At 54.3% G+C, this 25,589-nt stretch carries 23 protein-coding genes; 14 read left to right on the top strand and 9 right to left on the bottom strand.

Annotated elements, in window-relative coordinates:
• Positions 1 to 86 precede the first annotated feature (86 nt).
• The 8 genes from HKD32_RS11355 to glpK all read left to right on the top strand — a co-directional run bounded on the left by HKD32_RS11355 (position 87) and on the right by glpK (position 8,206).
• The gene (locus tag HKD32_RS11355) at positions 87 to 869 is read left to right on the top strand and encodes a triose-phosphate isomerase (RefSeq protein ID WP_061929336.1); all 783 of its coding nucleotides are present in this window, start codon (positions 87 to 89) and stop codon (positions 867 to 869) included.
• Entirely contained in the window at positions 866 to 1,690 is an 825-nt protein-coding gene (locus HKD32_RS11360) for a DeoR/GlpR family DNA-binding transcription regulator (RefSeq protein ID WP_061929339.1), read from the top strand. Before HKD32_RS11355 ends, HKD32_RS11360 begins: the two co-directional genes overlap by 4 nt.
• A 111-nt stretch (positions 1,691 to 1,801) precedes the next feature.
• Positions 1,802 to 2,743: a beta-propeller fold lactonase family protein gene (locus HKD32_RS11365; protein WP_061929341.1), complete on the top strand. Its 942-nt coding sequence runs from the start codon at positions 1,802 to 1,804 to the stop codon at positions 2,741 to 2,743.
• 58 nt (positions 2,744 to 2,801) lie between these two features.
• Positions 2,802 to 3,116, top strand: a complete 315-nt coding sequence (locus HKD32_RS11370) for an antibiotic biosynthesis monooxygenase family protein (RefSeq protein WP_061929344.1) — start codon at positions 2,802 to 2,804, stop codon at positions 3,114 to 3,116.
• Positions 3,117 to 3,203: 87 nt separating this feature from the next.
• A complete protein-coding gene (locus HKD32_RS11375) occupies positions 3,204 to 3,989 on the top strand; it encodes a DeoR/GlpR family DNA-binding transcription regulator (RefSeq protein ID WP_061929347.1) in 786 nt (261 codons plus the stop codon).
• Positions 3,990 to 4,109: 120 nt separating this feature from the next.
• Complete coding sequence (gene glpD, locus HKD32_RS11380; protein ID WP_061929350.1) at positions 4,110 to 5,690, top strand: glycerol-3-phosphate dehydrogenase; 1,581 nt, start codon at positions 4,110 to 4,112, stop codon at positions 5,688 to 5,690.
• 37 nt (positions 5,691 to 5,727) lie between these two features.
• Positions 5,728 to 6,630, top strand: coding sequence for an MIP/aquaporin family protein (locus tag HKD32_RS11385; protein ID WP_194258006.1), 903 nt, complete (start codon positions 5,728 to 5,730; stop codon positions 6,628 to 6,630).
• 25 nt (positions 6,631 to 6,655) lie between these two features.
• A complete protein-coding gene (gene glpK, locus HKD32_RS11390; protein ID WP_061929353.1) occupies positions 6,656 to 8,206 on the top strand; it encodes a glycerol kinase GlpK in 1,551 nt (516 codons plus the stop codon).
• 86 nt (positions 8,207 to 8,292) lie between these two features.
• On the opposite strand, the gene mqo is transcribed toward glpK, so the two are convergent.
• The 4 genes from mqo to metH all read right to left on the bottom strand — a co-directional run bounded on the left by mqo (position 8,293) and on the right by metH (position 15,162).
• Complete coding sequence (gene mqo / locus HKD32_RS11395) at positions 8,293 to 9,789, bottom strand: malate dehydrogenase (quinone) (RefSeq protein ID WP_061929355.1); 1,497 nt, start codon at positions 9,787 to 9,789, stop codon at positions 8,293 to 8,295.
• Positions 9,790 to 9,828: 39 nt separating this feature from the next.
• On the bottom strand, positions 9,829 to 11,247 hold the full coding sequence (locus HKD32_RS11400) for an FAD-binding oxidoreductase (RefSeq protein ID WP_194258007.1): 1,419 nt from the start codon (positions 11,245 to 11,247) through the stop codon (positions 9,829 to 9,831).
• A 139-nt stretch (positions 11,248 to 11,386) separates the two neighbouring features.
• On the bottom strand, positions 11,387 to 11,635 hold the full coding sequence (locus tag HKD32_RS11405) for a hypothetical protein (protein WP_010502590.1): 249 nt from the start codon (positions 11,633 to 11,635) through the stop codon (positions 11,387 to 11,389).
• 20 nt (positions 11,636 to 11,655) lie between these two features.
• A complete protein-coding gene (metH, locus tag HKD32_RS11410) occupies positions 11,656 to 15,162 on the bottom strand; it encodes a methionine synthase (protein ID WP_061929361.1) in 3,507 nt (1,168 codons plus the stop codon).
• A 190-nt stretch (positions 15,163 to 15,352) separates the two neighbouring features.
• Between metH and HKD32_RS11415 the strand changes: the two genes are divergently transcribed.
• Both HKD32_RS11415 and HKD32_RS11420 read left to right on the top strand, forming a co-directional pair.
• Positions 15,353 to 16,258, top strand: coding sequence for a DMT family transporter (locus HKD32_RS11415; RefSeq protein ID WP_061929364.1), 906 nt, complete (start codon positions 15,353 to 15,355; stop codon positions 16,256 to 16,258).
• A 3-nt stretch (positions 16,259 to 16,261) separates the two neighbouring features.
• Positions 16,262 to 16,603, top strand: a complete 342-nt coding sequence (locus HKD32_RS11420) for a hypothetical protein (protein ID WP_061929367.1) — start codon at positions 16,262 to 16,264, stop codon at positions 16,601 to 16,603.
• Here the strand turns inward: HKD32_RS11420 and HKD32_RS11425 are convergent.
• Positions 16,594 to 17,520 carry a LysR family transcriptional regulator gene (locus HKD32_RS11425; RefSeq protein WP_061929369.1) on the bottom strand — a complete coding sequence of 309 codons (927 nt, stop codon included), beginning with the start codon at positions 17,518 to 17,520 and terminating at the stop codon, positions 16,594 to 16,596. The two genes, HKD32_RS11420 and HKD32_RS11425, sit on opposite strands and share 10 nt — an antisense overlap.
• Positions 17,521 to 17,621: 101 nt before the next feature.
• On the opposite strand from HKD32_RS11425, the gene HKD32_RS11430 reads away from it, so the two are divergent.
• The 3 genes from HKD32_RS11430 (at position 17,622) to HKD32_RS11440 (ending at position 19,790) form a co-directional block, all read left to right on the top strand.
• Positions 17,622 to 18,446 carry a DODA-type extradiol aromatic ring-opening family dioxygenase gene (locus HKD32_RS11430; RefSeq protein ID WP_061929372.1) on the top strand — a complete coding sequence of 275 codons (825 nt, stop codon included), beginning with the start codon at positions 17,622 to 17,624 and terminating at the stop codon, positions 18,444 to 18,446.
• A gap of 37 nt (positions 18,447 to 18,483) precedes the next feature.
• A complete protein-coding gene (locus HKD32_RS11435) occupies positions 18,484 to 19,086 on the top strand; it encodes a YceI family protein (RefSeq protein ID WP_061929375.1) in 603 nt (200 codons plus the stop codon).
• Between the two features lie 98 nt (positions 19,087 to 19,184).
• Complete coding sequence (locus HKD32_RS11440; RefSeq protein WP_061929377.1) at positions 19,185 to 19,790, top strand: glutathione binding-like protein; 606 nt, start codon at positions 19,185 to 19,187, stop codon at positions 19,788 to 19,790.
• Positions 19,791 to 19,865: 75 nt separating this feature from the next.
• Here the strand turns inward: HKD32_RS11440 and HKD32_RS11445 are convergent, their stop codons facing one another.
• Complete coding sequence (locus HKD32_RS11445) at positions 19,866 to 20,195, bottom strand: hypothetical protein (protein WP_061929382.1); 330 nt, start codon at positions 20,193 to 20,195, stop codon at positions 19,866 to 19,868.
• 134 nt (positions 20,196 to 20,329) lie between these two features.
• Positions 20,330 to 20,743 (bottom strand): RcnB family protein, encoded by a 414-nt coding sequence (locus HKD32_RS11450; protein WP_082905293.1) that lies wholly within the window; start codon positions 20,741 to 20,743, stop codon positions 20,330 to 20,332.
• Between the two features lie 278 nt (positions 20,744 to 21,021).
• Between HKD32_RS11450 and HKD32_RS11455 the strand changes: the two genes are divergently transcribed.
• Positions 21,022 to 23,214 (top strand): TonB-dependent receptor, encoded by a 2,193-nt coding sequence (locus HKD32_RS11455; protein WP_194258008.1) that lies wholly within the window; start codon positions 21,022 to 21,024, stop codon positions 23,212 to 23,214.
• 15 nt (positions 23,215 to 23,229) lie between these two features.
• Here HKD32_RS11455 and HKD32_RS11460 read toward each other — a convergent pair whose 3' ends face one another.
• Complete coding sequence (locus HKD32_RS11460) at positions 23,230 to 23,868, bottom strand: TetR family transcriptional regulator (RefSeq protein ID WP_061929389.1); 639 nt, start codon at positions 23,866 to 23,868, stop codon at positions 23,230 to 23,232.
• Positions 23,865 to 25,544 (bottom strand): SulP family inorganic anion transporter, encoded by a 1,680-nt coding sequence (locus tag HKD32_RS11465; RefSeq protein ID WP_194258009.1) that lies wholly within the window; start codon positions 25,542 to 25,544, stop codon positions 23,865 to 23,867. The genes HKD32_RS11460 and HKD32_RS11465 overlap by 4 nt, the downstream gene beginning before the upstream one ends.
• Between the last annotated feature and the right edge of the window lie 45 nt (positions 25,545 to 25,589).

Consider the following 25,589-nt stretch of genomic DNA (forward strand, 5'->3'; position numbering starts at 1 on the left):
TTGTTTGGAGTGTTAGAGTTTATCGCTAAAGCTATCTTATGTTGAGCGATAAAGAATCGGTGATCGCTCTTTTTCTGTGGAGATGAATGGTGGCACGCAAGACGGTCTGGATCGGCACGAACTGGAAAATGAACAAAGGGCCGTCAGAGGCGCTTGCGGCCGCAGAAGCTCTGAAGAGCTATCACCCTCCAGAGGGTGTAAAGCCTTTCATCATCACACCTTTCACGTCTCTTCAGGTGGTTGCAGAGACACTGAAGGATTCAAATGTTCTGGTAGGTGCACAGAACATGCACTGGGAAGAAAGCGGTTCATGGACCGGGGAAATCTCACCTGGCATGGTCAAGGAATGTGGAGCCGAGATCGTGCTCGTCGGTCATTCCGAGCGCCGCCAGCATTTTGCTGAGACGGATTGGACGGTGAGTCGCAAAATGGCTGCTGCTTTGCGTCATGGTCTGAAGCCGCTTCTTTGTATTGGCGAAAGCCTTGATGAATATGATTATGGCGTCACGGATGAGACGCTGGCGCGGCAACTCAAGATCGCTCTGCATAATGTTGCGGTTGAGGATCTTCCGAATATCCTGATTGCCTATGAACCTGTCTGGGCCATTGGGGCAGGGGGGCGTGCCGCCGATACGGACTGTGTGGCGCGTGTTCATACCAGTCTGCGGCAGGTTCTGAATGAGATTGCGGGCGTGGAAATCGGGGGGCGCGTACCGCTGCTTTATGGGGGTAGCGTTACTCAGGATAACGCACGCAGTTATGTCGAACAGCCAAATGTCGATGGTGTGTTTGTCGGACGTGCAGGATGGAATGTTCCTGATTTTGAAAAACTGATCGACCGTGTCATCGAAGAAAGGGCACCGGCATGATCCCTGATTGTCTTCCCGGAAGTCGTGGAATTTCCGCACGTAGGCAGGCTGTGCTGGACTATGTGACGGAGCAGGGCTGTGTCCTCATTCAGGATATGCTCTCCCATTTCACCATGACGCGAGCAGCCATGAACCGCGACCTGCATGCACTGGCTGCGCAGGGCCTGATCCGTAAGGTTGGTGAGAGTGTGACGACTCTGTCCAATGCCGTTGCTGCCAGTAGTATCATGCACAGGACGCGACAGGCCGTTCAGGAAAAGCTTGGTATAACGGCCATCGCTGCGGATTTGATTGAAGAAGGCGATACGATCGCGCTTGATGATTCCACCACGTCCCGTTTTCTGTCTGAACGGCTGAGTGCGATCGGGCAACTGACCGTTGTGACGAATAGCCTTGGGATCAGTACCAGAATAGGCCGAGCGAAAGATATCAACCTCATAGCCTTGGGGGGCCATTATAATCCGACTTTCGATGCATTTCTCGGTGTGCTGTGTGAGAGAAGTGTAACGTCCTTGCGGATTAACACGCTCTTTATGTCGACTTCCGCCATTCATGGACTTTCAGCGTATCATCAGGATGAAGACCTGATTAAAGCCAAGAGTGCATTGATGAATATGGCTGATCGGCGTGTCTTGATGGTCGATAGTCGTAAATTCGGCATCAGTGCACTGAACCATCTCGCCAATCTGTCAGATTTTGATACCGTAATAACTGACTCCGGGCTGTCTGATGATGTGGCTGATCGTATGGTCAGGGCTGGGATTAACCTTCGTGTGGCGGATATGCGCGGTACTGCATTACCAGAATTGGCAATGGCGTAATTCTCTTGGCTTTTTCGTGATTTCTCGCCTGCGTAAAGCTGAAAACTGCTGCTTCCATGGCTCGTTTTTCAAGAAGAAGGTTTTTGAAAAACGAGCTTGAGGATAGCGACCATGACAAGTATCCGCCGCAGTGACGGGCTTATTGCTGTCGATAAGAAAGCTGCTCAGGTTCTTTTCCTTGATCCCGATACGCTGGAAACGCTTTCTTATATTGGCGATATGCCAGTTCTTCCTCATGAACTGGCAATTGATCATAAGCGTGGACTGGCATTTATCCCTGCTTTCGGGGACGGTGTGCACGGTCATAATCCTAATCCCAATCATTTTGTTTCGGTCATTGATCTTGAGAGCAGGGCGCGCATTGCTGATATTGATCTGACGCCGTTGCAGGCTCCTCATACTCTGCGTTTTGGGCCAGACGGGTTATTATATGTCTGCTGCGAGAACAGTTCTGCGGTGGCGGTTATTGATCCGGAAACCAGAAGTGTAAGGAGTGTTCTCTCTACGCACTCTAACAAGTGCCATAGATTGACTATTCTTCCCCGGCGTCAGTTGATCCTGACCGAAAATGAAGAAGATGCGACGCTTTCTGTAATTCGCATCGGAGAGGATGAAGCCTACCGAATGATCAGTCTTCCTGCGCCGGTTGCAGGAATTGAACATTTGCCGAATGAGAAATTTGTTGTCGTGACAAATGCTCTTCGACCTTCCTTGTTCCTGATGGATGTGGAGGCAGGGGAGTTGCGACAGGAGATACCGCTCAAGCATCATCGCAAGCCAGCTCAGATCGTGCGCCTTAGCCCTGACGGGCAGTGGCTCCTTGTTGTGGGTGATTTCGAACCTGTCGTCACGTTGATCAGCCTGCCCCAATGGGACCAGTATCCTGTCGCTGTGGGTCAAAAACCGATGGATGCAGCCTTTCGACCAGACGGAACGACAGTGATTGTCGCGAACGAGGAAGATGGCACATTGACCGAGATCGATCTTGTGGGTCGAAAACCTCTCAGGACAGTTCAGGCCGGATCAGGTTGTGAGACACTCGGGTTTTTCTGAAGATGTTCACAATTTCATTTCTCCCCTTTGAAGCAGGCCACCATCACAGGAAGAGATCATGTATATCGCAATGAACCGTTTCAAAGTCCGCCCTGATAGGGAAGAGGCTTTTCGTGCTCGCTGGCTGGAACGTGAGGTTCTGCTCAGGACGGTGCCAGGGTTCATCAGCTTCCAGTTTCTGCAAGGGCCAAAGCGGGAAGATCATATCCTTTATGCGTCTCATACTGTGTGGGAGTCTTACGAAGCCTTTATCAGCTGGACGCAGTCAGAACAGTTTCGTGCAGCTCATGCTGGTGCAGGGCAGGGTAAGGTTTTGACTGTCGGGCCGCCGGTGTTCGAGGGGTTTCTGGTGCTCCAGAACATTGAAGGGTAAGGGGGCAGGGCAGAAAGGAAAGTTCGTGATTGCGCGTTTTTGTTCGGGTTGTCACACTGAACTGAAAATCATGTCAGGTCAGTTCGTATGAGCACTCTTCCCGTTCGGATCAATCCTCGCCAGGATCAGATTATTCGCCTCGTCCGGAGCCAGGGGTATGTCTCCAATGAAGATCTGGCGCAGCAGTTTGATGTCGCTGTTCAGACTATTCGGCGCGATATTGGCTTTCTGGCCGAACAGGGACTTCTGACCCGACATCATGGGGGCGCCACGCCGAACTCCACAATTGAGAATATTGCCTATAACGAGCGGCAGATCCTGAATCTCAAAGCCAAGGACGCCATTGGGCGATGTGCGGCTACCCTTATCCCGGATCGCTCGTCTCTCTTTATCAATATTGGCACAACAACGGAGGCTTTCGCCCGCTCGCTTGGGGGGCATCGTGACCTCAGGGTCGTGACCAATAACTTGCATGTCGCCTCTTTGATCTCAGGGCGGCCCGATTTCCGGACTGTGATCTGCGCAGGAGAGCTGCGCCCGAAGGATGGAGCAATCCTTGGGGCTGCGGCCATCGAAACGCTGGATTCTTTCCGAACCGAATATGGCGTGATTGGAATCAGCGGCATTGCGGAAGACGGAACACTCCTGGATTTCGACCTGTCTGAAATCCAGTGCGCCCGCACGATTCTTCGAAATTCCCAGCGCGTTCTGCTGCTGGCGGACCATACGAAGTTCAGTCGCCTGCCCATGGGGCGTGTGGGCGGCCTTGCGGATATTGATGATCTGATTACGGATCGCCCGGTTTCTGGTGAATTTAAAGCTCTTCTGGATGCGGCGAACGTCACACTTCATATCGCCCAAACATCACAGTAGAGCGCGAAAAAAAGAACACTAATCTGTTATAAAACGAATAAGGGTCTTTACTTTATCGTTCAATATGCGCGAAAACGAACATCAGATGCTCGTTTTGGAGCGTGGTGACAGGAGAGTGTTATGTCATCGATTCGTGAAGTTTCGCCTTTGAACCGTGAGAGCGCGCCTTATGACGTGCTTGTCGTCGGTGGAGGCATCAACGGCTGCGGCATCGCGCGTGATGCCGCAGGCCGTGGCGCTAGTGTTCTGCTCGTGGAGCAGGACGATCTGGCGAGTCATACCTCTTCTGCCAGCACGAAGCTGATCCATGGTGGGCTTCGGTACCTGGAATATTATGAGTTCCGACTTGTTCGTGAGGCTCTGATTGAGCGTGAGCGATTACTGAAGATCGCACCGCACATCATCTGGCCCATGCGCTTTGTTCTGCCGCACTCCAAAATGTTGCGGCCAGCATGGCTGCTGCGTACGGGCCTGTTCCTGTACGATCATCTCTGCACGACCATGACGCTTCCCAAGACACGCGCGGTCGATCTGCGGACTGATGTGACAGGTCGTCCGCTCAAGAGCGACTATGTCCGTGGCTTCGAGTATTCCGATGGCTGGGTGCAGGATAGCCGTCTGGTTGTACTGAATGCGATGGACGCAGCGCGTCTTGGTGCTTCGATCAATACACGCACGCAGTTGATCAACGCAGAACGTGGATCGCAACTCTGGACAGCTACTCTTCTTGATCGTGTAAGCGGCGAGACGCGGACAGTTCAGGCGAAGACAATCATCAATGCTGCTGGCCCATGGGTTGCGGAGCTGCTTCAGGATCGCGTTGGCGTTGTCAGCAAGAACAAGGTGCGCTTGGTCAAAGGCAGCCACATCGTTGTGCCGCGCCTGTTCGAAAGCAAGCAGGCTTACATCCTTCAGAATCCAGACAAGCGCATCGTGTTTGCAATCCCGTATGAGCAGGACTTTACGCTGATCGGCACGACGGATGTTCCTTGGGAGCAGGATCCGGGCAAGGTCGAGATTTCGAAGGACGAGATCCAGTATCTCTGCGAGAGCGTGAACCGCTATTTTCAGAAATCCGTTAGCCCGGATGATGTGGTCTGGACCTATGCTGGCGTTCGTCCTTTGTATGACGACAATTCCGGCAATGCGTCTGCCGTGACCCGCGACTATGTGCTGGATGTCGACGCATCTGGTGCACCCATCCTGTCCGTCTTTGGTGGAAAGATCACAACGTTCCGTAAGCTGGCAGAGCATGCGCTTGAAAAGCTGGTAACGTATCTTCCCGTACTGGGTGGTCCGTCCTGGACAGCAGACACTCCGCTTCCGGGTGGTGATTTCGCTTCTGCGGAGTTTGATCGTCAGGTCGCGAAGCTTCAGGCTTACGCACCTCACCTGACACCGAAAACGGCATGGCGTCTGGTGCGTAACTACGGTCTGCGGGCGTTCGATATCGCAACAGCTGCCGAAACCGAGATGGGGCAGTGGTTCGGTGCGACGCTGAGTGCTCGTGAAGTCGATTATCTGATCGACAACGAATGGGCGCGCTCGGCTGAGGACATTCTGTGGCGTCGATCCAAGCTTGGTCTGTTCATGACCGATGCTGAGAAAGCGGCCCTTCAGACTTATATGGAAGAACGTGCCGGGACGGATCGTCCGACAGGTTCCGAAGCATCCCAGACATGGCGGCAGGACGTCGCCTGATCTTCTTCTCTTCACTTTTCATGTCGGATATCCGGTCATGTCAGAGAATAAACGCTACCTTGGTGAACTCCTCGCTGAGTTCTTTGCCGTCGCCATCATCATCCTCTTCGGAGATGGCGTTGCTGCCATGTATTCGCTCTACGATCCCAGCCCGTACAAGACGGCATACTGGGGCGTTTGTATCGTCTGGGGGCTGGCTGTCACGGTTGCGATCTACGCGACCGGTGCGGTCAGCGGAACACACGCCAATCCGGCCGTGACGTTGTCACTCGCGCTCTTCCGGGGGTTCTCCTGGAAGAAGGTCGTGCCCTATATCGGCGCGCAGGTGCTGGGTGGACTGGCTGGCGCAGCGCTGGTGTATTCAATGTATGTACCCGTCATTGATCACTACAATGCTGCTCATGGCCTGACACGTGCGCTTGATGGTGGCTCTGCTGGTGTGTTCTTCACCCATCCAGGTGACTTCATCAGTGTATCGCATGCATTCTGGGATGAAGCCGTTCTGACAGGTATTCTTGTATTCGGTATCTTTGCCGTAACATGTCAATATAATACGCAGGCTCCACAGGCGAATTCCGGTGCGCTGATTATTGGTCTTCTGGTCGCTATTATCGGTGCTTCTGCCGGTTATCTGGAGGCATGGGCCATCAACCCGGCTCGTGACTTTGGCCCGCGTCTGTTCTGCTTCTTCGCAGGTTGGGGGCAAGCCGCTATTCCGGCTCCGTCCAATTACTGGTGGGTTCCGATTGCTGCGCCTATGGTGGGTGGTCCGATCGGTGCTGCGATTTATCAGTACGGTCTGCGTCCCTTCATGCCACGGGTGTCTCTCGTAACAACTGCGTCCGTATCTGAAGCGCTAAACACGTCCGAACCTGTTCTTGTTGTCTCGAACCCTTCCGCGCCTGCTTCCACAGACCCCGTCATCGACAAGGTCTCCTGATCTGTCCGTTTCCGGAGTAAGTACTATGACACAGAAAGACTGCATCCTGGCAATCGATCAGGGCACAACCTCAACCCGCAGCATTGTTTTTGATCGCAATGCCAAGGCTCTGTCGATCTCCCGCAGCGAGTTTCCTCAGCACTACCCTGAACTGGGCTGGGTGGAACACGATGTAGAGGATATCTGGGAAGATGTTCTTGAAACGGCGCGTGAAGCCATTTCCACAGCAGGCGGCGTTGGCCGGATTGCAGCGATTGGGATTACGAACCAACGCGAGACGGTGGTGATCTGGGACCGCAAGACGGGCAAGCCCATTCATAACGCGCTTGTCTGGCAGGATCGCCGCACGGCCAGTGAATGTAACCGCCTGCGGGACCAGGGGGCCGAAGAACTGGTGCGGGAGAAGACCGGTCTTCTGCTGGACCCGTATTTTTCTGCCAGTAAGATTGCCTGGACGCTGGATCATGTTCCGGGAGCACGTCAGCGTGCCGAAGCTGGTGAACTGGCTGCTGGTACAATCGACAGCTTCCTTCTGTGGCGCCTGACGGGTGGCAAGAAGCATGCAACTGACATCACAAATGCCTGTCGTACGTCCTTGTTCAATATTCATACCCTTCAGTGGGACGATGAACTGCTGAGCCTGTTTAACGTGCCGCGTGCGCTTCTCCCGGATGTGCAGGATAACAGTTGTGAATTCGGTCGGACCGATCCGGAGCTGTTCGGTGAATCCGTTGTCATCGGCGGTATGGCTGGCGACCAGCATGCAGCACTGATTGGACAGGCCTGTTTTGATGAGGGTATGGCCAAGGCAACCTACGGAACGGGCTGCTTCATGCTGCTCAACACCGGAGAAAAGCCGATCCAGTCCAACAACCGTCTTCTGACGACGATTGGTTATCGGATTGGCGATAAGACGACTTATGCCCTTGAAGGCTCCATTTTCGTGGCTGGCGCCGGCATCAAATGGCTGCGCGATGGTCTGCAACTCATCACCCATGCCTCCCAGACCGATGACATGGCAACGCGTATTCCTGACAGTCACGGCGTGTACATGGTTCCCGCCTTCGTCGGCCTTGGGGCGCCTCACTGGGACCCGGAAGCGCGAGGCATGATCTGCGGCCTGACTCTGGGCTCAACGCAGGCTCATATTGCCCGTGCGATGCTAGAATCCGTGGCTTACCAGACATATGACCTTGTTCATGCCATGCGTCAGGATGGGGCCATGCGGGCCAAGACGCTGCGGATCGACGGCGGTATGGCTGCCAATGACTGGTTTGCTCAGTTCCTGGCCAGCATGCTCAAGGCTGATGTCGAGCGCCCGGTCAATGTTGAAACCACGGCGATTGGTGCGGCTTTCCTGGCGGGACTACATGTGGGGTTGTGGAAAGATCTTGATGAAGTCGCTGCGACCTGGGCGCAGGAGCGTCTGTTCTCTCCGAAGATGGACCCGGCACAGCGCCGCATCATGATCGACGGTTGGCACAATGCGGTTCAGCGTACATTGACACCACATGCGGCAAGCGCTGTAGCAGCACGTGCGTCAGCACCGAAGGTTAGTACAGTTCAGGCAGCCTGATCGCTCTCCAGGTCTGTCTGATATGGCCGGTTAGTTCGTCGGGGGACGATAACCGGCCTTTTTTTATTAAAGTTGTCTCGAAGAAATCAGTTTTCGATCTGCAAGGTCCGAGCTGTCTCCCGGCGAAGCTCACGGCAGAGTTCCGGATTGGTCTTCAGATCCACGCCATAACCCGGGAAGATTTCTCGAAGGCGCGGCAGCCACCCTGCTGCGGTCACGTTCTGTGGAAAGCATTTCTCCACGACCTGCAACGCTACTGATGCAGCGATGGACGCGCCCGGCGAGGCGCCAAGAACGGCAGCAAGAGATTGATCAGAACTGCGGACCAACTCTGTTCCGAAGCGCAGGACACCCTGTAGCCCTCCGTTATCGGGCTTGATGATCTGAACGCGCTGACCTGCCACCACTTTTGTCCACTGGTTCTCGCTGGCGAGAGGATAGAAGTTCAGCAGGGAACGAAAACGTTTGTGATCACTCTGCGTCACTTCCCGGACAAGGTAATTCATCAGAGACAGATTATCTTTTGCAGCCGTAACGGCGGGAATGATGTTCCCACCATTTAAGGATCGGAAATAATCCATCCATGAACCGCTCTTAAGGAATTTCGTGGAAAATCCGGCATAGGGCCCAAAGAGCAGGCAGGATTTTCCATCAATCACCCTTGTATCCAGGTGAGGGACGGACATGGGTGGCGATCCGACCGGTGCTTTTCCGTAAACCTTGGCATAATGGCGTTGGGTGATGGCCGGGTCGGTACACTGGAGCCATAGTCCACTGACTGGGAAGCCTGCGTATCGGCGCGCTTCCGGAATACCGGATTTTTGAATCAGAGGGAGTGCCGCTCCGCCGGCACCAACAAAAACAAAGCGCGTCAAAACGGAGCGCCTTGCACCCGTTTGCGTGTTGACCGCTGTCACACGCCAGCGACCATCCGTCGTTTTGACGAGATCTGTGACACGGTGGCGATAAAAACTGTGAAAGCCTGTTTCCTTTTCAAGGCTGGAAAACAGGTTGCGTGTCAGCGCGCCGAAATCAACATCCGTTCCGCTTCGGATGCGCGTGGCAGCGACCGGAACGGATGGATCGCGCCCTTCCATCGCCAAAGGAGCCCAGTCCGCAATCACAGCCGGATCTTCGCTGTATTCCATTCCGTAAAAGCAATGATGACTGGCCATCGCGTCATATCGAGCCTTCAGGAACGCGACATCTTTCTTGCCCCACACCAGACTGACATGCGGACAGGCATGGATAAAGGAACCAGCCTCTGCGAGACGCCCGTTATGGACCCAGTGTGACCAGAGCTGCCGGGAAATATCAAATTCCGTATTGACCGCCAGAGCCTTGGAAATATCTACGCTGCCATCCGGACGCTGGGGCGTGTAATTCAACTCGCAGTTGCCTGCATGGCCTGTCCCGGCATTGTTCCAGGCTCTGGAGCTTTCCTGCCCACAATGTTCCAGTGTTTCGAACATCGTGATGGACAGTTCTGGAGACAGGTCTTTCAGCAGTGCGGCAAACGTCGCACTCATGACACCGCCCCCGATCAGGACGACATCAGGAAACGTGGCGGAAGCTGAAGGCATTGCAGGCAGGGTCCGTAAAAGCAGAACAGAAGAGGGGTCTTATCCTCTATAAACGGGTCCGTTGGGAAGCAATTTGCCTGGATTGAGAATATGATGAGGGTCCATTGTGCTCTTGAGAGCCCGCATCACGCTGAGGGCACCTTCGCCGTGTTCGGTCGCCAAAAACTCCAGTTTTCCCATGCCGACACCATGTTCACCGCTGCATGAGCCATCAAGAGCAAGAGCACGTCCAACGATTTTCCGGTCCAACTCGAGTGCTCTTTCATAGCCTTCCGGAGAGTGTTCCGTGATGATGAGCGTGTGAAAATTCCCGTCTCCGACATGGCCAAGAAGCGGAGCCTTCAGGCCGGACGCCGCAATATCCTGCGATACCCCTTCGATCAGTTCACCGAGGCGCGAAATTGGAACAATACAGTCCGTTGAAATAACGCGGGCAGTTGGCTCAATCGCTTTGGCAGCCCAGAAGGCGTCATGGCGTGCTTTCCAGAGCCGCGCGCGGTCTTCAGCACTTTCAGCCCAGGCAAATCCCAGCCCATTGTTGGCAAGCGCCAGTTCTTCCGTAGCGGTGATCTGTTCCTGTACGGCAGCAGGTGCCCCTGCAAACTCAAAGAACAAAGTTGTAAGAGGGCGGAGCCCTTCGAGCTTTGAAAAACGGATGGAAGCTTCCATCTGGACACTGTCCATCAGTTCAACACGATTGATGGGGATACCGCACTGAATGATTTCCATGGCCGTCTGGATGGCGTCATGCAGATTTTCAAACTGGCAGATCGCAGCACACAGAGTATCGGGGCGGCCATGCAGGCGAAGCTGAACTTCGGTAATGATGCCCAGCGTGCCTTCCGAGCCGATGAAAAGGGATGTCAGGTCATAGCCGGTTGAGGATTTGCGGACGCGCCCACCTGTGCGGATGATCTCGCCCGTTGCCAGTACGACTGTCAGTCCCAGCACATTCTCCTTCATCGTTCCGTAGCGGACAGCCGCTGTACCGGAGGCCCGTGTGGCGCACATGCCGCCAAGCGTGGCTTCTCCGCCGGGATCAACCGGGAAGAACAGGCCGGTATCCCGGATCTGGGTATTGAGAGACTGGCGCGTCAGGCCAGCCTGAACGCGGCAATCCAGATCCTCGGCATTCAATTCCACAATGGCCGTCATGCGGGACAGGTCGAGGCTGATGGCGTGCTCCGGCGGTGTAACATGCCCTTCAACGGAGGTTCCTGCACCAAATGCAACGACGGGAACGCGGGCGATATGACATTCTTTCAACACGGCCGAGACGTCCTCGGTGCTCTCGGCAAAAATGACAGCCGCCGGAAGGCGAGCGGCATCCATGGCCTCGCCGTGACTGTGCTCCTCCAGAACGGAAGCTGCCGTGCTGATCTGGTTTTCCAGCCGGGTGCGAAGGCGGGACAGAACAGTCTGGAGGCGTTCTTCGGCAGAGGGGGAGAGAACCGTCATGGAATATCCAGAATGAAAAATGAGTGATTTTGTAAAATTATTATAAATTCAAAGCTTGGAAAGACAATCTCTCCTTGTTGGCTCTATGTCAGATCAAAAAAAACGCCCCATTGTGGGGCGTTTTTTAGAAAGTCTGGAACTACCCGTTCCTGCGGCGGTCCAGAAACAGGAGCAGCAGATAGGGTAGAAAGAAATAAAGGATCATCACGACCATTAGTGGCTTGAGAAGCCACCCCATATCGGCGTGAAGAACGGAACGACTGAACATGTTGGCGAGCCCGAGAAGACACGTCACGCAGAAGAGCCCAAAGAAGTTTGCGAAGAAACCACGCTCACCATTGATTTGCCGAAGCTGGGTCAAAAGCCCGTCGATTTGTTGGGATGCCATGAGAGTGGGTCTCCGTTGGATCAGACTGTGAAGTATTTGGCGCGCGGGTTTAGAATGACCAGAGCGGATGTTGACTGCTCCGGGTGAAGCTGGAAGCCGTCAGACAGGGAAATGCCGATCCGTTCTGCATCCAGAAGGCGCAGAATTGGTTCCTGATCTTCAAGGCGAGGGCAGGCGGGATAACCGAAGGAGTATCGTGATCCACGATAGGACTGGGAGAGCATTTTCTCCATGTCGCGGTCATCTTCTGCAGCAAAGCCGAGTTCGGCACGGATGCGCTTGTGCGTGTACTCGGCCATGGCTTCCGCCATTTCGACTGACAGGCCATGCAGGTACAGATAGTCCTGATAACGGTTGGCCTCGAACCATTCACGAGCCAGATCGGATGCTTTCTGCCCGACTGTCACGACCTGAAGGCCAACGACATCGCGCTGTTCATCACTGATATCTCGCACGAAGTCCGCAATGCACTCGCCGTCATCTTTGGGTTGGCGAGGCAGCGTGAAGCGGGCAGCTTCTGTCTTACCGTCTTCTTCGAAAAGGATCAGATCGTTCCCGTCACCGGCAGCTTTCCAGTAGCCATAAATGGCCTGTGGGCGGAGAATGTTCTGTTCCGCATTCAAAGCCAGCATCCGCTTTAGGACCGGACGCAGTTCCGTCTTGGCGTAGTCCATGAATTCTTCAAGGGTACGTCCCTGTTTCCGGAAGCCCCACTGGAACTGATAGAGCGAGCGCTCATTCAGGAACGGCAGGACAGCATTGGGCGTAGCTTCCACCAAACGGGCTCCCCAGAACGGTGGCTCAAGCGGGGGAAGCTCGCCAGCAACACGGTTTCGGCGCTCGCGGGCTGCAGCAGGGTCTACGGCCGTGAAGCCGCGTGTTTCTGCAGCTTCCGGTGCTCGGACGTTCTTACGGCTGGCTTTGCCTGCACGGCGTGTCTGGATGGCACTCAGGTAGCCGTCAAATTCCCTCTGAGAAATCTTGTCCATGAGAGAAAGGCCGTCGAACGCATCACGGGCGTAGGCTACGCGGCCAGGCTCTTCGCCACCATAGGACAGCGCGCATTCTTCCTCGACATAATTGCGTGTCAGGGCCGCTCCCCCCAGAATGACGGGAACATCAAAGCCCTGACGTCTCATTTCTTCCAGGTTTTCGCGCATAATGACCGTGGATTTGACCAGTAGCCCGGACATGCCAATGGCATCCGCCTTATGCTCTTTAGCCGCTGCGATCATGTCTGCCAGCGGAACCTTGATGCCCAGATTAATGACCTGGTACCCGTTATTGGTCAGGATAATATCCACGAGGTTCTTGCCGATGTCGTGGACGTCGCCCTTCACGGTCGCCAGAACCATCGTGCCACGATGCTGGCCCTCGACACGCTCCATATGCGGCTCCAGCCATGCAACAGCGGTCTTCATGGTCTCGGCGGATTGCAGTACGAACGGAAGCTGCATCTTGCCCGAACCGAACAACTCACCAACAACCTTCATGCCGTCCAGAAGCACGTTGTTGATGATATCCAGCGCGGGCATTTCCTGCATGGCGGCTTCGAGGTCTTCCTCAATGCCCTTGCGGTCACCGTCGACGATCCGGTCCTTAAGGCGCTCGGCAGGCGTTTCGGCACGACGCTTTTTGACGGCATCGGCAGCCTTGCGCCCTGCGAACAGTTCAAGGAGCTTCTGGAGCGGATCATAATCCTCGGTTCGACGATCAAAGATCAGGTCTTCCGCAACCTTGACCTCTTCCGGCGCAATGAGATGCAGCGGACGGATCTTGGAGACATGGACAATGGCGCCTGTCATGCCTGCCTTGACGGCATGGTCAAGGAAAACAGAGTTCAGGACAGCACGCGCGGCCGGGTTCAGACCGAAGGAAATGTTGGAAAGACCAAGGATGATCTGAATGTCCGGGAATTTGTCCCGGATCATACGGATACCCTCAAGCGTCCACTGACCCAGCTTCCGATCGTCTTCCACGCCGGTGGCGATCGTGAAGGTGAGGGGGTCGATCATCAGGTCAGACTGCGGCAGCCCATACTGATTGCAGGCGAAATCGACGAGGCGTTCGGCGATGCGCAGCTTGTCCTGCGGCTCCTTCGCCATGCCAACTTCATCAATGGTCAGACCGATCATGGCGGCGCCAAACTTGCGGGCCAGCTTCATGCGGTCATGAGCATGTTCTTCACCATCTTCGAAGTTGATGGAGTTGATGATCGGCTTGCCACCATGCAGCTTCAGGGCGGCTTCGATAACAGGCGTTTCCGTTGAATCGATCACCAGCGGTGCATTCACGGAGGACGTGAAGCGCGTGATGATTTCGCTCATTTCCGCGGTTTCGTTACGGCCTACGAAGGCCGTGCAGATATCGAGCGCGTTGGAACCTTCGGCGGCCTGTTCACGGCCTACCGCAACGCAGCCATCCCAGTCACCGCTTTCCTGAAGTTCGCGCCACTTCTTCGAACCATTGGCATTGCAGCGCTCGCCAATCGAGAAATAGCTGTTTTCCTGCCGCAGCGGGGTCTGGGTATAGAGGCTGGAAACGGAAGGCATCCAGATCGTGCTGCGCTTGACCGGGGCGGGACGATATTTCTCACCACCCACACGACGGAGCATGCCATCGAGGGCCTGAATATGCGGTGTGGATGTGCCACAGCAGCCGCCGATCAGGTTCAGCCCGTCTTCGCGGACGAAACGTTCCATCCAGACAGCCATTTCCGCCGGACTGAGCGGATAGACCGTCTTGCCATCAACCAGTTCCGGCAGACCGGCATTGGGCTGCATGGAGATCAGGCCTGGCCAGTTCTCGGACAGCCAGCGTACATGCTCGGCCATCTCCTGCGGACCGGTTGCACAGTTCAGACCGAGGGACGGAACATCAAGCGCGTTCACGGTCGTCGCAGCGGCAGCAATATCCGGACCCACGAGAAGTGTGCCAGTCGTCTCAACTGTCACCTGCACAAAGATTGGTGCGTCTGACCCAAGCTCGATCCGGGCGATTTTTGCGGCGTTAACCGCAGCCTTGATCTGGAGCGTGTCCTGACAGGTTTCGATCAGGAAGCCATCGACCCCGCCGTCAATCAGGCCGCGGCACTGTTCAAGCAGACCTGCTTCAAGCGTGTCGTAGTCGATGTTGCCAAGCGTTGGGAGCTTCGTGCCCGGTCCGATGGACCCCATGACGTAACGATGGCGATCATCCGAAAATGTGTCTGCGGCTTCCCTCGCCAAAGTGGCGGCGACGCGATTGATCTCACGCGCGCGATCCTGAAGACCGAACTCGGCCAGAGTGACGATGGACCCGCCGAAAGTGTTGGTCTCCACCATATCGGCGCCAGCTTCGAAATAGCCGCGATGAATTTCACGGACCAGTTCCGGACGGGAAAGGTTCAGGATTTCCGTACAGTTTTCCTGTCCCCAGTAGTCTTTTTCAACTTCCAGATCGAGCATCTGCACACGCGATCCCATACCACCATCACAGAGCAGAACCTGGTCTGACAGGGCATCAAGAAGATGGGGACGTGAGGACATTGAGGCGCTCTTCAGGAAGGAAACGGAACAGGACAGACCATGACGCGGGCATAGTCTGCGTCGGAGGTTCGCCTGTATAACGGTTCCCGGAAGCCGCTGGCAAACCGGATCTCTCTTGTCCTTCTTTCGGGCGTCCTGTCATAATGAGGGTGACTTCCCCGATGGGGTTCATATTTGCTACGGCATGGTAATGACAAATTCAGTTGGTCGCTTCCTTTTCCTGTTTGTAGCTGTCGCCATTCTGTCGTGGGCCAGTGCCTACCCGGTTGTGCGTATCGCGCTGCATGATTTCGCCCCTATCCCTCTGGCTGCGTTGCGCTACGCGATTGCGGCGGTCATGGCGGCAGGATGGCTTCTCTGGAAACGACCCGCTCTTCTGCGTCTCTCTGACGTTCCTCAGGTTCTGGCCTGTGGGGTGGTTGGTATCACGCTGTACAATATCTTCTTCAACTGTGGAGAAATGACGGTTTCTGCCGGGGCCGCAAGCCTTCTCATCAGTGCGGCTCCCCTGATGGCAGGTCTGATGGCCATGGCCTTTCTCGGAGAGCGGATGTCTCTTTGGGGCTGGGCAGGGTCCATCCTGAGTTTTACAGGCGTTGTTCTGATTGCCGAAGGGCAATCCGGTGGCCTGTCCTTCGGCTCAGGGGCAACGCTTGTTTTTGGAGCGGCCGTTTGCGGGGCGCTTTACACGAATTTGCAAAAGGGCCTCATTCATCGTTACGGGGCCCTGACAACCATTGCTTATGTTCTGATCAGTGGCGCTCTGTTCCTTAGCCCGTGGCTGCCTGCTGGTATCAGTAGCTTCGTCCACGGATCTTTTGCCAGCCAGGTTTCTGTTCTTGAGCTTGGCATCTTTCCTGCGGCGATCGGATACGCGGCATGGGCCTTCGTCATCGGTCATCTGGGGGCAACACGCGGAGCTGCCCTGCTTTATCTCCTGCCACCCGTGACAATGCTTCTGGCTTATATTCTGACCAATGAAATTCCAACGGCCCGAACCCTTCTGGGAGGAGCCATCGTCATGGCGGGCGTGGTTCTGACCAACACATGGGGCAGGCGCCCTGTCATTGCCAAAGCCGGACGGACTGCAGGGTAACAAATGCAGCTTTCTGTTTGTGTTGTGACAGATCTTGTGGATTGGCCGGTGGTCCGAAGGTCTGAGGCTGTGCTGATTTCAGATCAGGAAGAGGAGGGCTGGGCAAGGCAGATTTCGCTCCCCCCTCCATCCCCGTTTCGCAAAACTCATGGGGCAGGGTGTTCCTGCTGTTCCCGTGACGAGCTTTCCGTCATCATGGCTCAACTGTTTCAGGACCATGTTCTGGGTATTGGTCAGTCGTTCAGTCAGGTTGTTGTTCTCGTAAAGACTGACGAGCGTCCAGAGGTTCTTTCGATGCTGGAACAGGACGTCCTCGTGCGCGCTCGTTATTGCCTTCAGGGCTGAGTAAAAGTCTGCTCCCAAGGTGGAACTGGCGCATAGTGTTCTGCCAGAAAGTCAATCATGGCCCTGACTTTTGGGGGAACATGGGTGGTAGGAACATAAACGGCATGCAGGTCAGGTCCATGCAAGACAGGCATATCGAGGGTAATGGGGCGTAGAAGGCCGGAACGGAGCTCATCCGCCACGATAAATGTGGGCTGATAGAGTATACCTTGACCTGCAAGTGCCGCCGTTCTCAGGACGTCCCCGTTATTAGCTCGTAGAGTACTGTGAATGGGAATGGTGCGCTCTCCATTCAGGCCGAAACTCCATCGTGTCGAGCCTACGGCGTCACTTAATGTATAGCCCAGACAATTGTGCTGCTGAAGCTCACGGACGGTTTTCGGGGTACCATGCTGTTCCAGATAAGATGGGGCCGCGCAGAGTGTGAAACTGATGTGGGCCAGACGCCGGGCCTTGAGGCTGCTGGGAGGGAGATGACCAATGCGTAAGGTCAGATCCCAGCCCTCCGTAATGGGATCAACCCGACGGTCATCCACACCAAGCTCAACCGTTACGAGCGGGTATCTCCGGCTGAACTCCGGCAAAAGTGGCGCCACATGACGGATTGCAAAGGAAACCGGTGTATTCAGCCGTAGTAGACCTCGCGGCTCCAGCGCTTCGGCTGATACTTCCTGCTCCATGTCTTCGAGGTTTGAGAGCAGTATCTGGCATCGATCCAGATATAGGCGCCCTGGTTCCGTCAGGGACAGACGTCGGGTACTACGATGAAACAGCGCAATGCCAAGATGGTTTTCCAACGCAGAGACATGTTTGGTGACCATTGTCTGTGACAGATTCAGAGAGCGGGCCGCCGCCGCAAAACTGCCTTGTCCGACCACCCGAACGAAAACCTGCATACTGGTAAGTCGATCCAGCATCTCATACTCCGGGTGTTAGATAACTTTCCTGAAGTCAGGATTATCGTCCTGTAAGTTTGATGACAACCTCCCCATCAGCTTACGAGAAGGAGGGGCGTTTCATGGTCGGCATTTCAGAGCAGACAGTCGCGGTGAAGCGCCAACCTGTGCTTTTCATACCTCATGGCGGCGGACCATGCTTTTTTATGGATTGGCCTCATGTCTGGGACCGTATGGGCGCGCACCTTCGCGACATCGGTAAGACACTCCCGCGACGTCCCTCAGCAATCGTTGTCGTGTCCGGACATTGGGAGACTGACCGTCCGACCGTCACAACAGGCAAAGCGCCACCCTTGATCTATGATTACTACGGCTTCCCGGAGCATACTTACGCCCTGCAATATCCTGCTCCTGGATCACCAGAAGTGGCGCATCGTATGAGGCGTCTTCTGGAAGACGCCGGAATTGCGAGCGATGAGAACGATCAACGTGGCTTTGACCACGGGGTATTCATCCCCTTTCTGCTTGCCTTTCCTGAAGCCGAAATTCCAGTTGTGGAACTGTCTCTGCCACGTCACGCATCAGCCGTTGATGTCATGGCAATCGGCGAGGCGCTTGCACCTCTGCGGGATGAGAATATCCTGCTGGTTGGAACAGGTATGTCGTATCACAATCTGCGTCGTTTTCTCCGTCCTGATAAGGAAGCGGATGAACACTCCAGACAGTTTAACACCTGGCTGCATCAGGCTGTGACATCTTTCCCATCACAGAGAGCTTCTGCGCTGGCTTCGTGGAAAGATGCCCCGTTTGCGAAAGAATGCCACCCTGAAGCAGAGCATCTCTTGCCGTTAATGTTTGTCGCAGGTGCCGCCCGAACGGAGCCCGCTCATCGCGATTACAATGATACCGTTATGGGAAAGGCATTGTCCGGCTTCCGTTTCGGCTGACATTTTTCTTCTTCATACTCTCAGAAAGGACCCTGTCATGAAGACAGTATTCTCCGGCGTAATCGCCGCACTTTCGATCACTCTTGCTGCCAGCAGCGCTCTTGCGGCTCCGCCGGCGGATATCAAATCCGGCACATACAAGGTTGAAACTGGCCACACACAGGTTAATTTTTCTGTGCTGCACTTTGGCTTTACCTATTATTCGGGGCAGTTTTCAAACGTGAGCGGCACCCTGAAACTTGACGCCGCTCACCCTTCATCCTCCAAACTCTCCGTGACTATTCCTGTTGCCAGTATTGCAACATCCAGCAGCGTTCTGACGGATGAACTGAAAAATCCAGAATGGTTCGATGCCGCGAAGTATCCTGATGCGACGTTTGTTTCGACGCAGGTCTCGCCAGTAGGCGTCGAAGACGCTGTTGTCAGCGGAAACCTTACACTTCACGGCATCACCAAGCCTGTCGTGCTGCATGTTCATTTTGTCGGTTCTGGCGTGAACCCGATGGATAAGGCCTATACAGTTGGCTTCCAGGCGACAGGCACAATCCACCGGAGTGATTTTGGGGTGAAGAAGTACGTCCCCTATGTCAGCGATGACGTGAACCTGACAATCGCCGGTGCATTCGAAAAGCAACCGTAAGCGTTGGAGGAAGAAATGGCGTGAGGCTACGGCCTCCCGTCTTTGGCTTTTTTTAATGGGCACGATCCATCGCATGGCTCGTGTATGAGGAGAACACCATGAAGCTTTATTACAAGCCAGGAGCCTGTTCACTGGCTGCCCATATCATTCTGAATGAAATCGGAAAGCCTTACAGTCTTGAAAAAGTGGATACAGCCACCAAAAAGACGGAAACCGGTGCTGATTACCTGCTGATCAATCCTCGTGGTGCAGTTCCCGCAATCGAGATCGAACTTGGCGTTGTGCTGACACAGAACTCAGCCATTCTTCAGTATATTGGAGACCACTCCGATATCGCGGCATTCAAGCCTGTGTCCGGGTCTCTGGAGCGTGCCAGACTTCAGGAAGCATTGGGCTTCTGTGGAGACCTGCACACTGCTTTTGGTGGGTTGTTTGCGCCGGGCCTGACACAGGATGCTGAAAAATCGGTCCACGAACAGATTCATCGCCGGATGACACAGTTTGAAGACATGCTGTCAGATGGGAAAGCGTATTGGCTGGGTGATGATTTCACGCAGGCTGATGCCTATGCGGCTGTGATCATGACATGGGCGGTTTTCAAGAAACTTGATATTTCCCATCATCGTAAAGCCTGGGCCCTGAGAGAGAAAGTGATGGCACGTCCATCCGCCAAACGTGCGTTTCAGGAAGAAGGCCTAGCCTGAGCGAAAACGCTATAAGTCAGGTCACAGAAAGCTGGGGTGCAAAATCCCTGGCTTTCTGGATGAAGCAGCCTTTTTCTATCGAACGCTATCGACGTGATAGCCATTGGCCATACGATAAGTAATCAGAAAGTGCTTTCTGGTCTTATGGCTCTCATACCATTCTTCGGAAAAATAATTGCTTAAGGGGTGGCCGTGGAGGTCATAGGTCACTTTGTAAGAGACTGGATCATCACTGTCCCCGGTAATTTTTTCTACGCTGATGACTTTTGCAATAGCGACATGCGTGATCGAATCATCACCTGAGACTTTTCCCCAACCCAGAAAACCAAATACGCTTAAAGCCACGACAAGGGTGAGGGCCGAGCAGAGGCCGAGCCAGTCCTTGGCGTTAGGGGAAAGAGGCATAGAAGAACCTTCCTGAAAATATCAGATGCACATATCCAGATCACTCTTCAGGTGCATCTAAAATATTCTTTTATCAGGGCAATGGTTCGATCCGTGCAAAGGCCCGGGAGATTTTCCCCGAGCCTTTCTGTCTGTCAGTAAGGTCCAGGAGGTGGGGGCGGTGGTTGATATCCTGGAGGTGGCGGTGGCGGATTAGCGACTGCACCTCCCACCACACCGGCAATCAGGCCAGTTGCAATGGCGGTCAAAAGGTACTGGTTTCCGTACTGCATCCAGTAATAACCACGTGGAGGCTGCCATAAGCCTTGGCGACCGCGCCAGTCGTTAATGATCCCTCCATTATTTCTCGGACCTGTATAGCGTTCTCCTTTGCGCCATACGTGGTTTCGATCAAATGAGTCCTGCCTGTCGTAACGGCCTCCGTCATTGCGAAAGCTACCCGATCTGCCCGGATCTCCGCCACCACGGTACGGGTCAGCCGACGCCGCATTAATCGAAATGGCCAGCATCCCACTCATGAGAACGCCAGCGATAATCTTTTTACGCATAGAACTGCCTTTCTCAACATGGTTCGGGGCGACAGAGCCGTTTTCCGAACATGCCTATGAAGAAGATATCGCGTGGGTAGCGTGGCAGTAATATGGCGTATGCCTTTATCAATGATTTCCGATTGTAACCAAGGCTCGTGTCAGACTGTGCCAGATTTGAAACACCCGGCACAAAAAACGGCCATCTCGTAAAAATTGGGATTTATATAAATTGTGGCACTCAGTGCCAAAATGTAGAAGGTCCAGAGACTCTAAGAGACAGCGTACAGGATAATGGCATGAAAATCTCGCGATTTGCGATGTGTCTTCTCGCAGGTTCGGTCATGAGCAGCGTTTCGGCTCGCGCTGCGGAGACCCAGACGAACGCACCGGAAAATTCGTCTGCTAAAAAAGCCGTGGACTCATCCAAATCTGAACAGATTACCGTCCATCGTCGGAGCGGCACTGGAACGGTCGCAGATTATCGTACGAAGGAAGCGTCCCTCGGTCCACTGGGGACCCGCTCTATTCTGGACACTCCATTGTCTGTGATGGTGGTTCCACATGATGTTCTTGTGAATCAGCAGTCCAGAAATATCAATGACCTCATTGCGTTCGTACCTTCCGCGCAGCTTGAGATGCGTGGCGATCCGAACACCAGCCGTCCGCAGTCCCGCGGGTTTGAGGGAGATGTGATTTCCAACTCCCGGATGGATGGCCTCAATATGGTCATCACGACACCTTATGCGGCTGAACAGTTTGAAAGCTTGCAGGTTCTGAATGGCCTTGCCGGGGCCGTCTATGGTCCACAAAATCCTGCCGGGACTTTTGATTTTACCCTGAAACGGCCAACTGACCGGAAAACCGAGCGTTTCGTTGTCGGGGTGGATTCAAACGGCGCTCCGATGGAGAGCGTCGATCTCTCAGGACGTGTGGGGCATAATAAGTGGTTTGGATATCGCCTTAACCTGCTGAATCAAAACGGGGAAGGATACGTCGCGGACTCCCATATGCGCCGAAATCTGGTGAGCGGGGACTTTGATATTCATATCTCCCCTCAAACCGTTATTCAGATTGACGCCAGCCAGTACACTTATGCGCAACGTGGCTATCCGGGTGGTTTTTCCTATAGCACAGCCATTCAGCTTCCAACTGCACCTGATCTGAGCCAGAAGGGCTACGGCCAGAAGCAGGCGGGTTATAATATGGAAACCGACACCGCCCTGATGAAGATTATTCATCACTTCAATGATAACTGGAGCCTGAAACTGGGCGGCATGTGGGAAAATGCTGGTCGAAACGTCTTCAGCGTTGGCAATCAGCTGCTCAATTCATCCGGTCGCTACAACCAGACGATTTCCGCAGCAACAACAGCCAATGATTTCGTCGCAGGCAGCAACATGGCCTACCTGAACGGCCTGTTCCACACGGGGCCGTTAAAGCACCAGATCGAAGTCGGAACAAACGGCTACGTCATGGGGAATTATAATCCAACGTCTTCCACAGGAAATATTACGCTGGGGCAGGCGACCATTGGCAACCCGCGGACTATTTCCAGTGTGCAGCCTTATTATTCCGGTCGTTACAAGTCTGCCGATACCATGACGCAGTCTTTGCTGGCAGGGGATACAATTTCCCTTGGTAAGCACTGGTCTATCATGGGGACGCTTGCCTGGAGTTGGCTGAGTACGAACAACTATTCGAAAGCGGCTGTAAAAACTTCAACATACAGCAAATCTGCCGCTTTCAGTCCGATGACAAGCCTGATTTACAAGCCGGTATCCAATCAAACCGTTTATTTCACATGGGGTCGTTCTTTACAGGCAGGGACGACGGCTCCGATCGGTGCGGTAAACGTCAACGAAGTGACGGCACCTCTGCGTTCTGAGGAATATGAGGTCGGATACAAAATCCTTGTCGCCAAACGGCTTCAGTTGAATGTTGCCGGGTTCCGGATGTCACGGCCGTTTGGCTACACAGACCCTGTGACGTATGTGTATTCCAATTACGGTATCCAGCGGAACTATGGTGTCGAGTTTCAGGCATCCGGAAATATCACCGAAAACCTGAGCGTTCTTGGTGGCATGACGTGGCTTGATGCACAGCTTCTCAATACGGGCGTTGCCAAGACGTCTTACAAGCAGGTTGTTGGTGTGCCGCCTCTCATGGCGAATGTTCTGCTGGATTATCGCCTGCCGTTCCTGAAGGGCGGTGCGGTGAATGCAAATGTTCATTACATGGGCCGTCGTGCTGCAAATGTTTACAATACAACCTTTGCACCGTCTTACGTGACGCTTGATCTTGGTGCCCGCTACGCAACACATGTTTATCAGCAACCGCTGGTTTTCCGCTTCGGGGTAAATAACGTGACGAACCAGACTTACTGGGCGTCCGTTTATCCTTCCAGCATCAATGGGGGTGGAACGGCCACTAATTCTGCCGTTGCAGGCCTACCAAGAACTTACCACTTCTCCATCGAACTGGATCTTTAAGACGTAAAAGTCCTCTCAGCCTACACTGAGAGGACTGTCCTCCATCCACAGAAGTGGATGAAAAGTAAAAGCGCGGCGAAGCAGATCTTCAAGATCAGCTTCGCCTTCCGTCTTCATCCATTCATCAACAGCAGTTCGATAGGTCGCAATGGCTGTGCGAGCAATCAATCGTGCGGCGAGAGAGGGCATATCGGTAGGGGGAAGGCGGGCCATCAGGGCCTTAGCCAGTGCTTCTTCCCACTCTTCGTATTTCTGCAAACTGACGCTACGCAACGCTGGTTCATGCTCCAGAAGCTGAACCAGAGCATAAGCATATTCCCTGTTTGCCGTAATGCGATGGACAACAGGCAGAAGTGCCAACAGAACCATATCCTGCAAAGAAGCATCCGGGCTGGCGGATGCGATTGCATTCTTGAGCGCCTCTGTCATCTCGCTGGTCCAGGCGAGGATGATGTCCCCTTTGCCCGAGAAATAACGGAACAGGGTTCGACGCGAGACATTGGCTGCTTCTGCAATCTGCTCGACCGATGTTTCCTCGTAACCCTGTTTCGAAAACAGCCGCAGGGCTTCCCATGCCAAAGCTGTGGCCGTGCGGTCCTTTTTGCTTTGTCGGCGCGTAAGGTCTTTTTTATCGTCCTGCTGACCGTCCATCATGGCGTTGGAGCACTTTGCTCTGATTGGGAGAGCCATTGCCGGGCAGAGGTCAGGGCGGTGTGAAGTTCCTCAAACAGGTTCTCAACGCCAATCACACCAATGAGACGATGGCGGCTCATGTCTGCTTTTAGTTCAGGACTGACGCGTCCGAAAAACATCCTCACTCCCCGTAGGTTCAGATTTTGAAGGAGAGATCGCAAATCCTCCGCAGCCGAATAATCAATATCCGTAACCGGGCTACACTCTACCACAATACATCGCACAGGATGAGGGGCATCGTTCACAAGGGTTAGAATGTCTCGGCTGAACCGGGCCGAGTTCGCATAGAACAGGTCTGCACAGAAGCGGAAGACGATCAGGCCAGGCTGAGTTTCAAGGCCGCCTTTGGCAGGAACGGACTCAAGCGTACCGTTCGTTCCAAAGGGCTGAAGCACGGCCGTATGAGGCGCATAGCTGTGCCGGACGTGCCGAAAAAGCGACAGGGCAATCGCCAGAAGAATACCCTGCTCAACGCCTGAAACCAGAACAACGATTGCAGTTGTCAAAGCGAGCCAGAATTCACCGGGGCTTTCACGACGGATGGCGAGCAGCGCGCGGATTTCGATCATCCCGATTGCTACCGTGAACACAATAGCGGCCAGAACGCATTGAGGGAGATACTGCAAGGGGCCCGTAAAGAACAGGAGAACAAGCAGGGTAAGAGCCGAAAAGGTGAGTTGGGCTATCTGGCTATGTGCACCGGACCGTACGGCCATAGCCGTTTGTGTTGGACTGCCATTAACGGTGAATGTACCGCATAATGCTGCGGCCGTATTGGCAATCCATAACCCTTCCAGATCCTTGTTCTCATCAAGGGGTTCGTTGAACCGGGTCGCAAAAGACCGGGAGGTTGCGGCACTCTGTGTGATGATTACGAAGACGCAGGACGCTGCGATCGGAAGAAGAGATACAAACTCGCTCCAGGCAATAAGCGGCACTCCAAAATGAGGAAGGCCGCCACTGACGGGCCCGAGCGTCGAAACGCCAAGATCTGAAAGCCTGGCATATTTGCTAAGCGCTATGCTTCCGACGACCACACATAATGCAGCTGGAAAGCGCGGTGAAAAACGGTTGAGAAGGAGAATGACGCCAATTGTCGCAGCAGCCAAACAGATTGAAAGACCATTGGCCTGATGCAGATTGCCAAAGATTTGGACAAGTTGACGAAGGGGCGTGCGCGCATCGCTCTGAACACCCATCAGTTCATGCAGCATGGCGATCATGATTTGCGCTCCAACGCCCGTCATGAAGCCCACCAGGACGGTGCGGGAAAGAAAATCAGCCAGAAAACCAAGCCGAAACAGGCGTGCGACAAGAAGCAGTCCCGCTACAGTAAGGGCTGTCGCACTCACAAGTGTGATGTAGTGGGCACTTCCGATCGGCGCTAAAGCGCTCAGGGAGCCGGAAAGAATGGCCGCCGTAGCGGAATCTGCAGCCACGACGAGGTGCCGGGAGGACCCGAAGAGCGCAAACCCTGCCAAAGGAAGCAGGACGGTATAAAGCCCGGTAACGGCAGGCATAGCCGCTATCCGGGCATACCCCAGAACTTGCGGAATATTGGTGAAAGCAAGGGACATTCCGGCGAGAATGTCGCTCCGCCACGTGGCGGGGATTACGATGCGCCGAAATAGCCCCATAATGTTCTGCCTTTCGTATTGTCTGATCGGATACTCAGTAAGGAT

The sequence above is a fragment of the Gluconobacter japonicus genome (genome assembly GCF_015244665.1).
Classification (GTDB): domain Bacteria; phylum Pseudomonadota; class Alphaproteobacteria; order Acetobacterales; family Acetobacteraceae; genus Gluconobacter; species Gluconobacter japonicus.

Coding starts and splice junctions, on each gene's coding strand:
- HKD32_RS11435 (WP_061929375.1), top strand. CDS start 18,484: ATGAAGACAGTATTCTCCGGCGTAATCGCCGCACTTTCGATCACTCTT.
- HKD32_RS11465 (WP_194258009.1), bottom strand. CDS start 25,544: ATGGGGCTATTTCGGCGCATCGTAATCCCCGCCACGTGGCGGAGCGAC.
- glpD (WP_061929350.1), top strand. CDS start 4,110: ATGTCATCGATTCGTGAAGTTTCGCCTTTGAACCGTGAGAGCGCGCCT.
- mqo (WP_061929355.1), bottom strand. CDS start 9,789: ATGCCTTCAGCTTCCGCCACGTTTCCTGATGTCGTCCTGATCGGGGGC.
- HKD32_RS11365 (WP_061929341.1), top strand. CDS start 1,802: ATGACAAGTATCCGCCGCAGTGACGGGCTTATTGCTGTCGATAAGAAA.
- HKD32_RS11400 (WP_194258007.1), bottom strand. CDS start 11,247: ATGACGGTTCTCTCCCCCTCTGCCGAAGAACGCCTCCAGACTGTTCTG.
- HKD32_RS11370 (WP_061929344.1), top strand. CDS start 2,802: ATGTATATCGCAATGAACCGTTTCAAAGTCCGCCCTGATAGGGAAGAG.
- HKD32_RS11440 (WP_061929377.1), top strand. CDS start 19,185: ATGAAGCTTTATTACAAGCCAGGAGCCTGTTCACTGGCTGCCCATATC.
- HKD32_RS11385 (WP_194258006.1), top strand. CDS start 5,728: ATGTCAGAGAATAAACGCTACCTTGGTGAACTCCTCGCTGAGTTCTTT.
- metH (WP_061929361.1), bottom strand. CDS start 15,162: ATGTCCTCACGTCCCCATCTTCTTGATGCCCTGTCAGACCAGGTTCTG.
- HKD32_RS11405 (WP_010502590.1), bottom strand. CDS start 11,635: ATGGCATCCCAACAAATCGACGGGCTTTTGACCCAGCTTCGGCAAATC.
- HKD32_RS11425 (WP_061929369.1), bottom strand. CDS start 17,520: ATGCTGGATCGACTTACCAGTATGCAGGTTTTCGTTCGGGTGGTCGGA.
- HKD32_RS11360 (WP_061929339.1), top strand. CDS start 866: ATGATCCCTGATTGTCTTCCCGGAAGTCGTGGAATTTCCGCACGTAGG.
- HKD32_RS11375 (WP_061929347.1), top strand. CDS start 3,204: ATGAGCACTCTTCCCGTTCGGATCAATCCTCGCCAGGATCAGATTATT.
- glpK (WP_061929353.1), top strand. CDS start 6,656: ATGACACAGAAAGACTGCATCCTGGCAATCGATCAGGGCACAACCTCA.
- HKD32_RS11455 (WP_194258008.1), top strand. CDS start 21,022: ATGAAAATCTCGCGATTTGCGATGTGTCTTCTCGCAGGTTCGGTCATG.
- HKD32_RS11420 (WP_061929367.1), top strand. CDS start 16,262: ATGCAGCTTTCTGTTTGTGTTGTGACAGATCTTGTGGATTGGCCGGTG.
- HKD32_RS11450 (WP_082905293.1), bottom strand. CDS start 20,743: ATGCGTAAAAAGATTATCGCTGGCGTTCTCATGAGTGGGATGCTGGCC.
- HKD32_RS11445 (WP_061929382.1), bottom strand. CDS start 20,195: ATGCCTCTTTCCCCTAACGCCAAGGACTGGCTCGGCCTCTGCTCGGCC.
- HKD32_RS11415 (WP_061929364.1), top strand. CDS start 15,353: ATGACAAATTCAGTTGGTCGCTTCCTTTTCCTGTTTGTAGCTGTCGCC.
- HKD32_RS11355 (WP_061929336.1), top strand. CDS start 87: ATGGTGGCACGCAAGACGGTCTGGATCGGCACGAACTGGAAAATGAAC.
- HKD32_RS11460 (WP_061929389.1), bottom strand. CDS start 23,868: ATGATGGACGGTCAGCAGGACGATAAAAAAGACCTTACGCGCCGACAA.
- HKD32_RS11430 (WP_061929372.1), top strand. CDS start 17,622: ATGGTCGGCATTTCAGAGCAGACAGTCGCGGTGAAGCGCCAACCTGTG.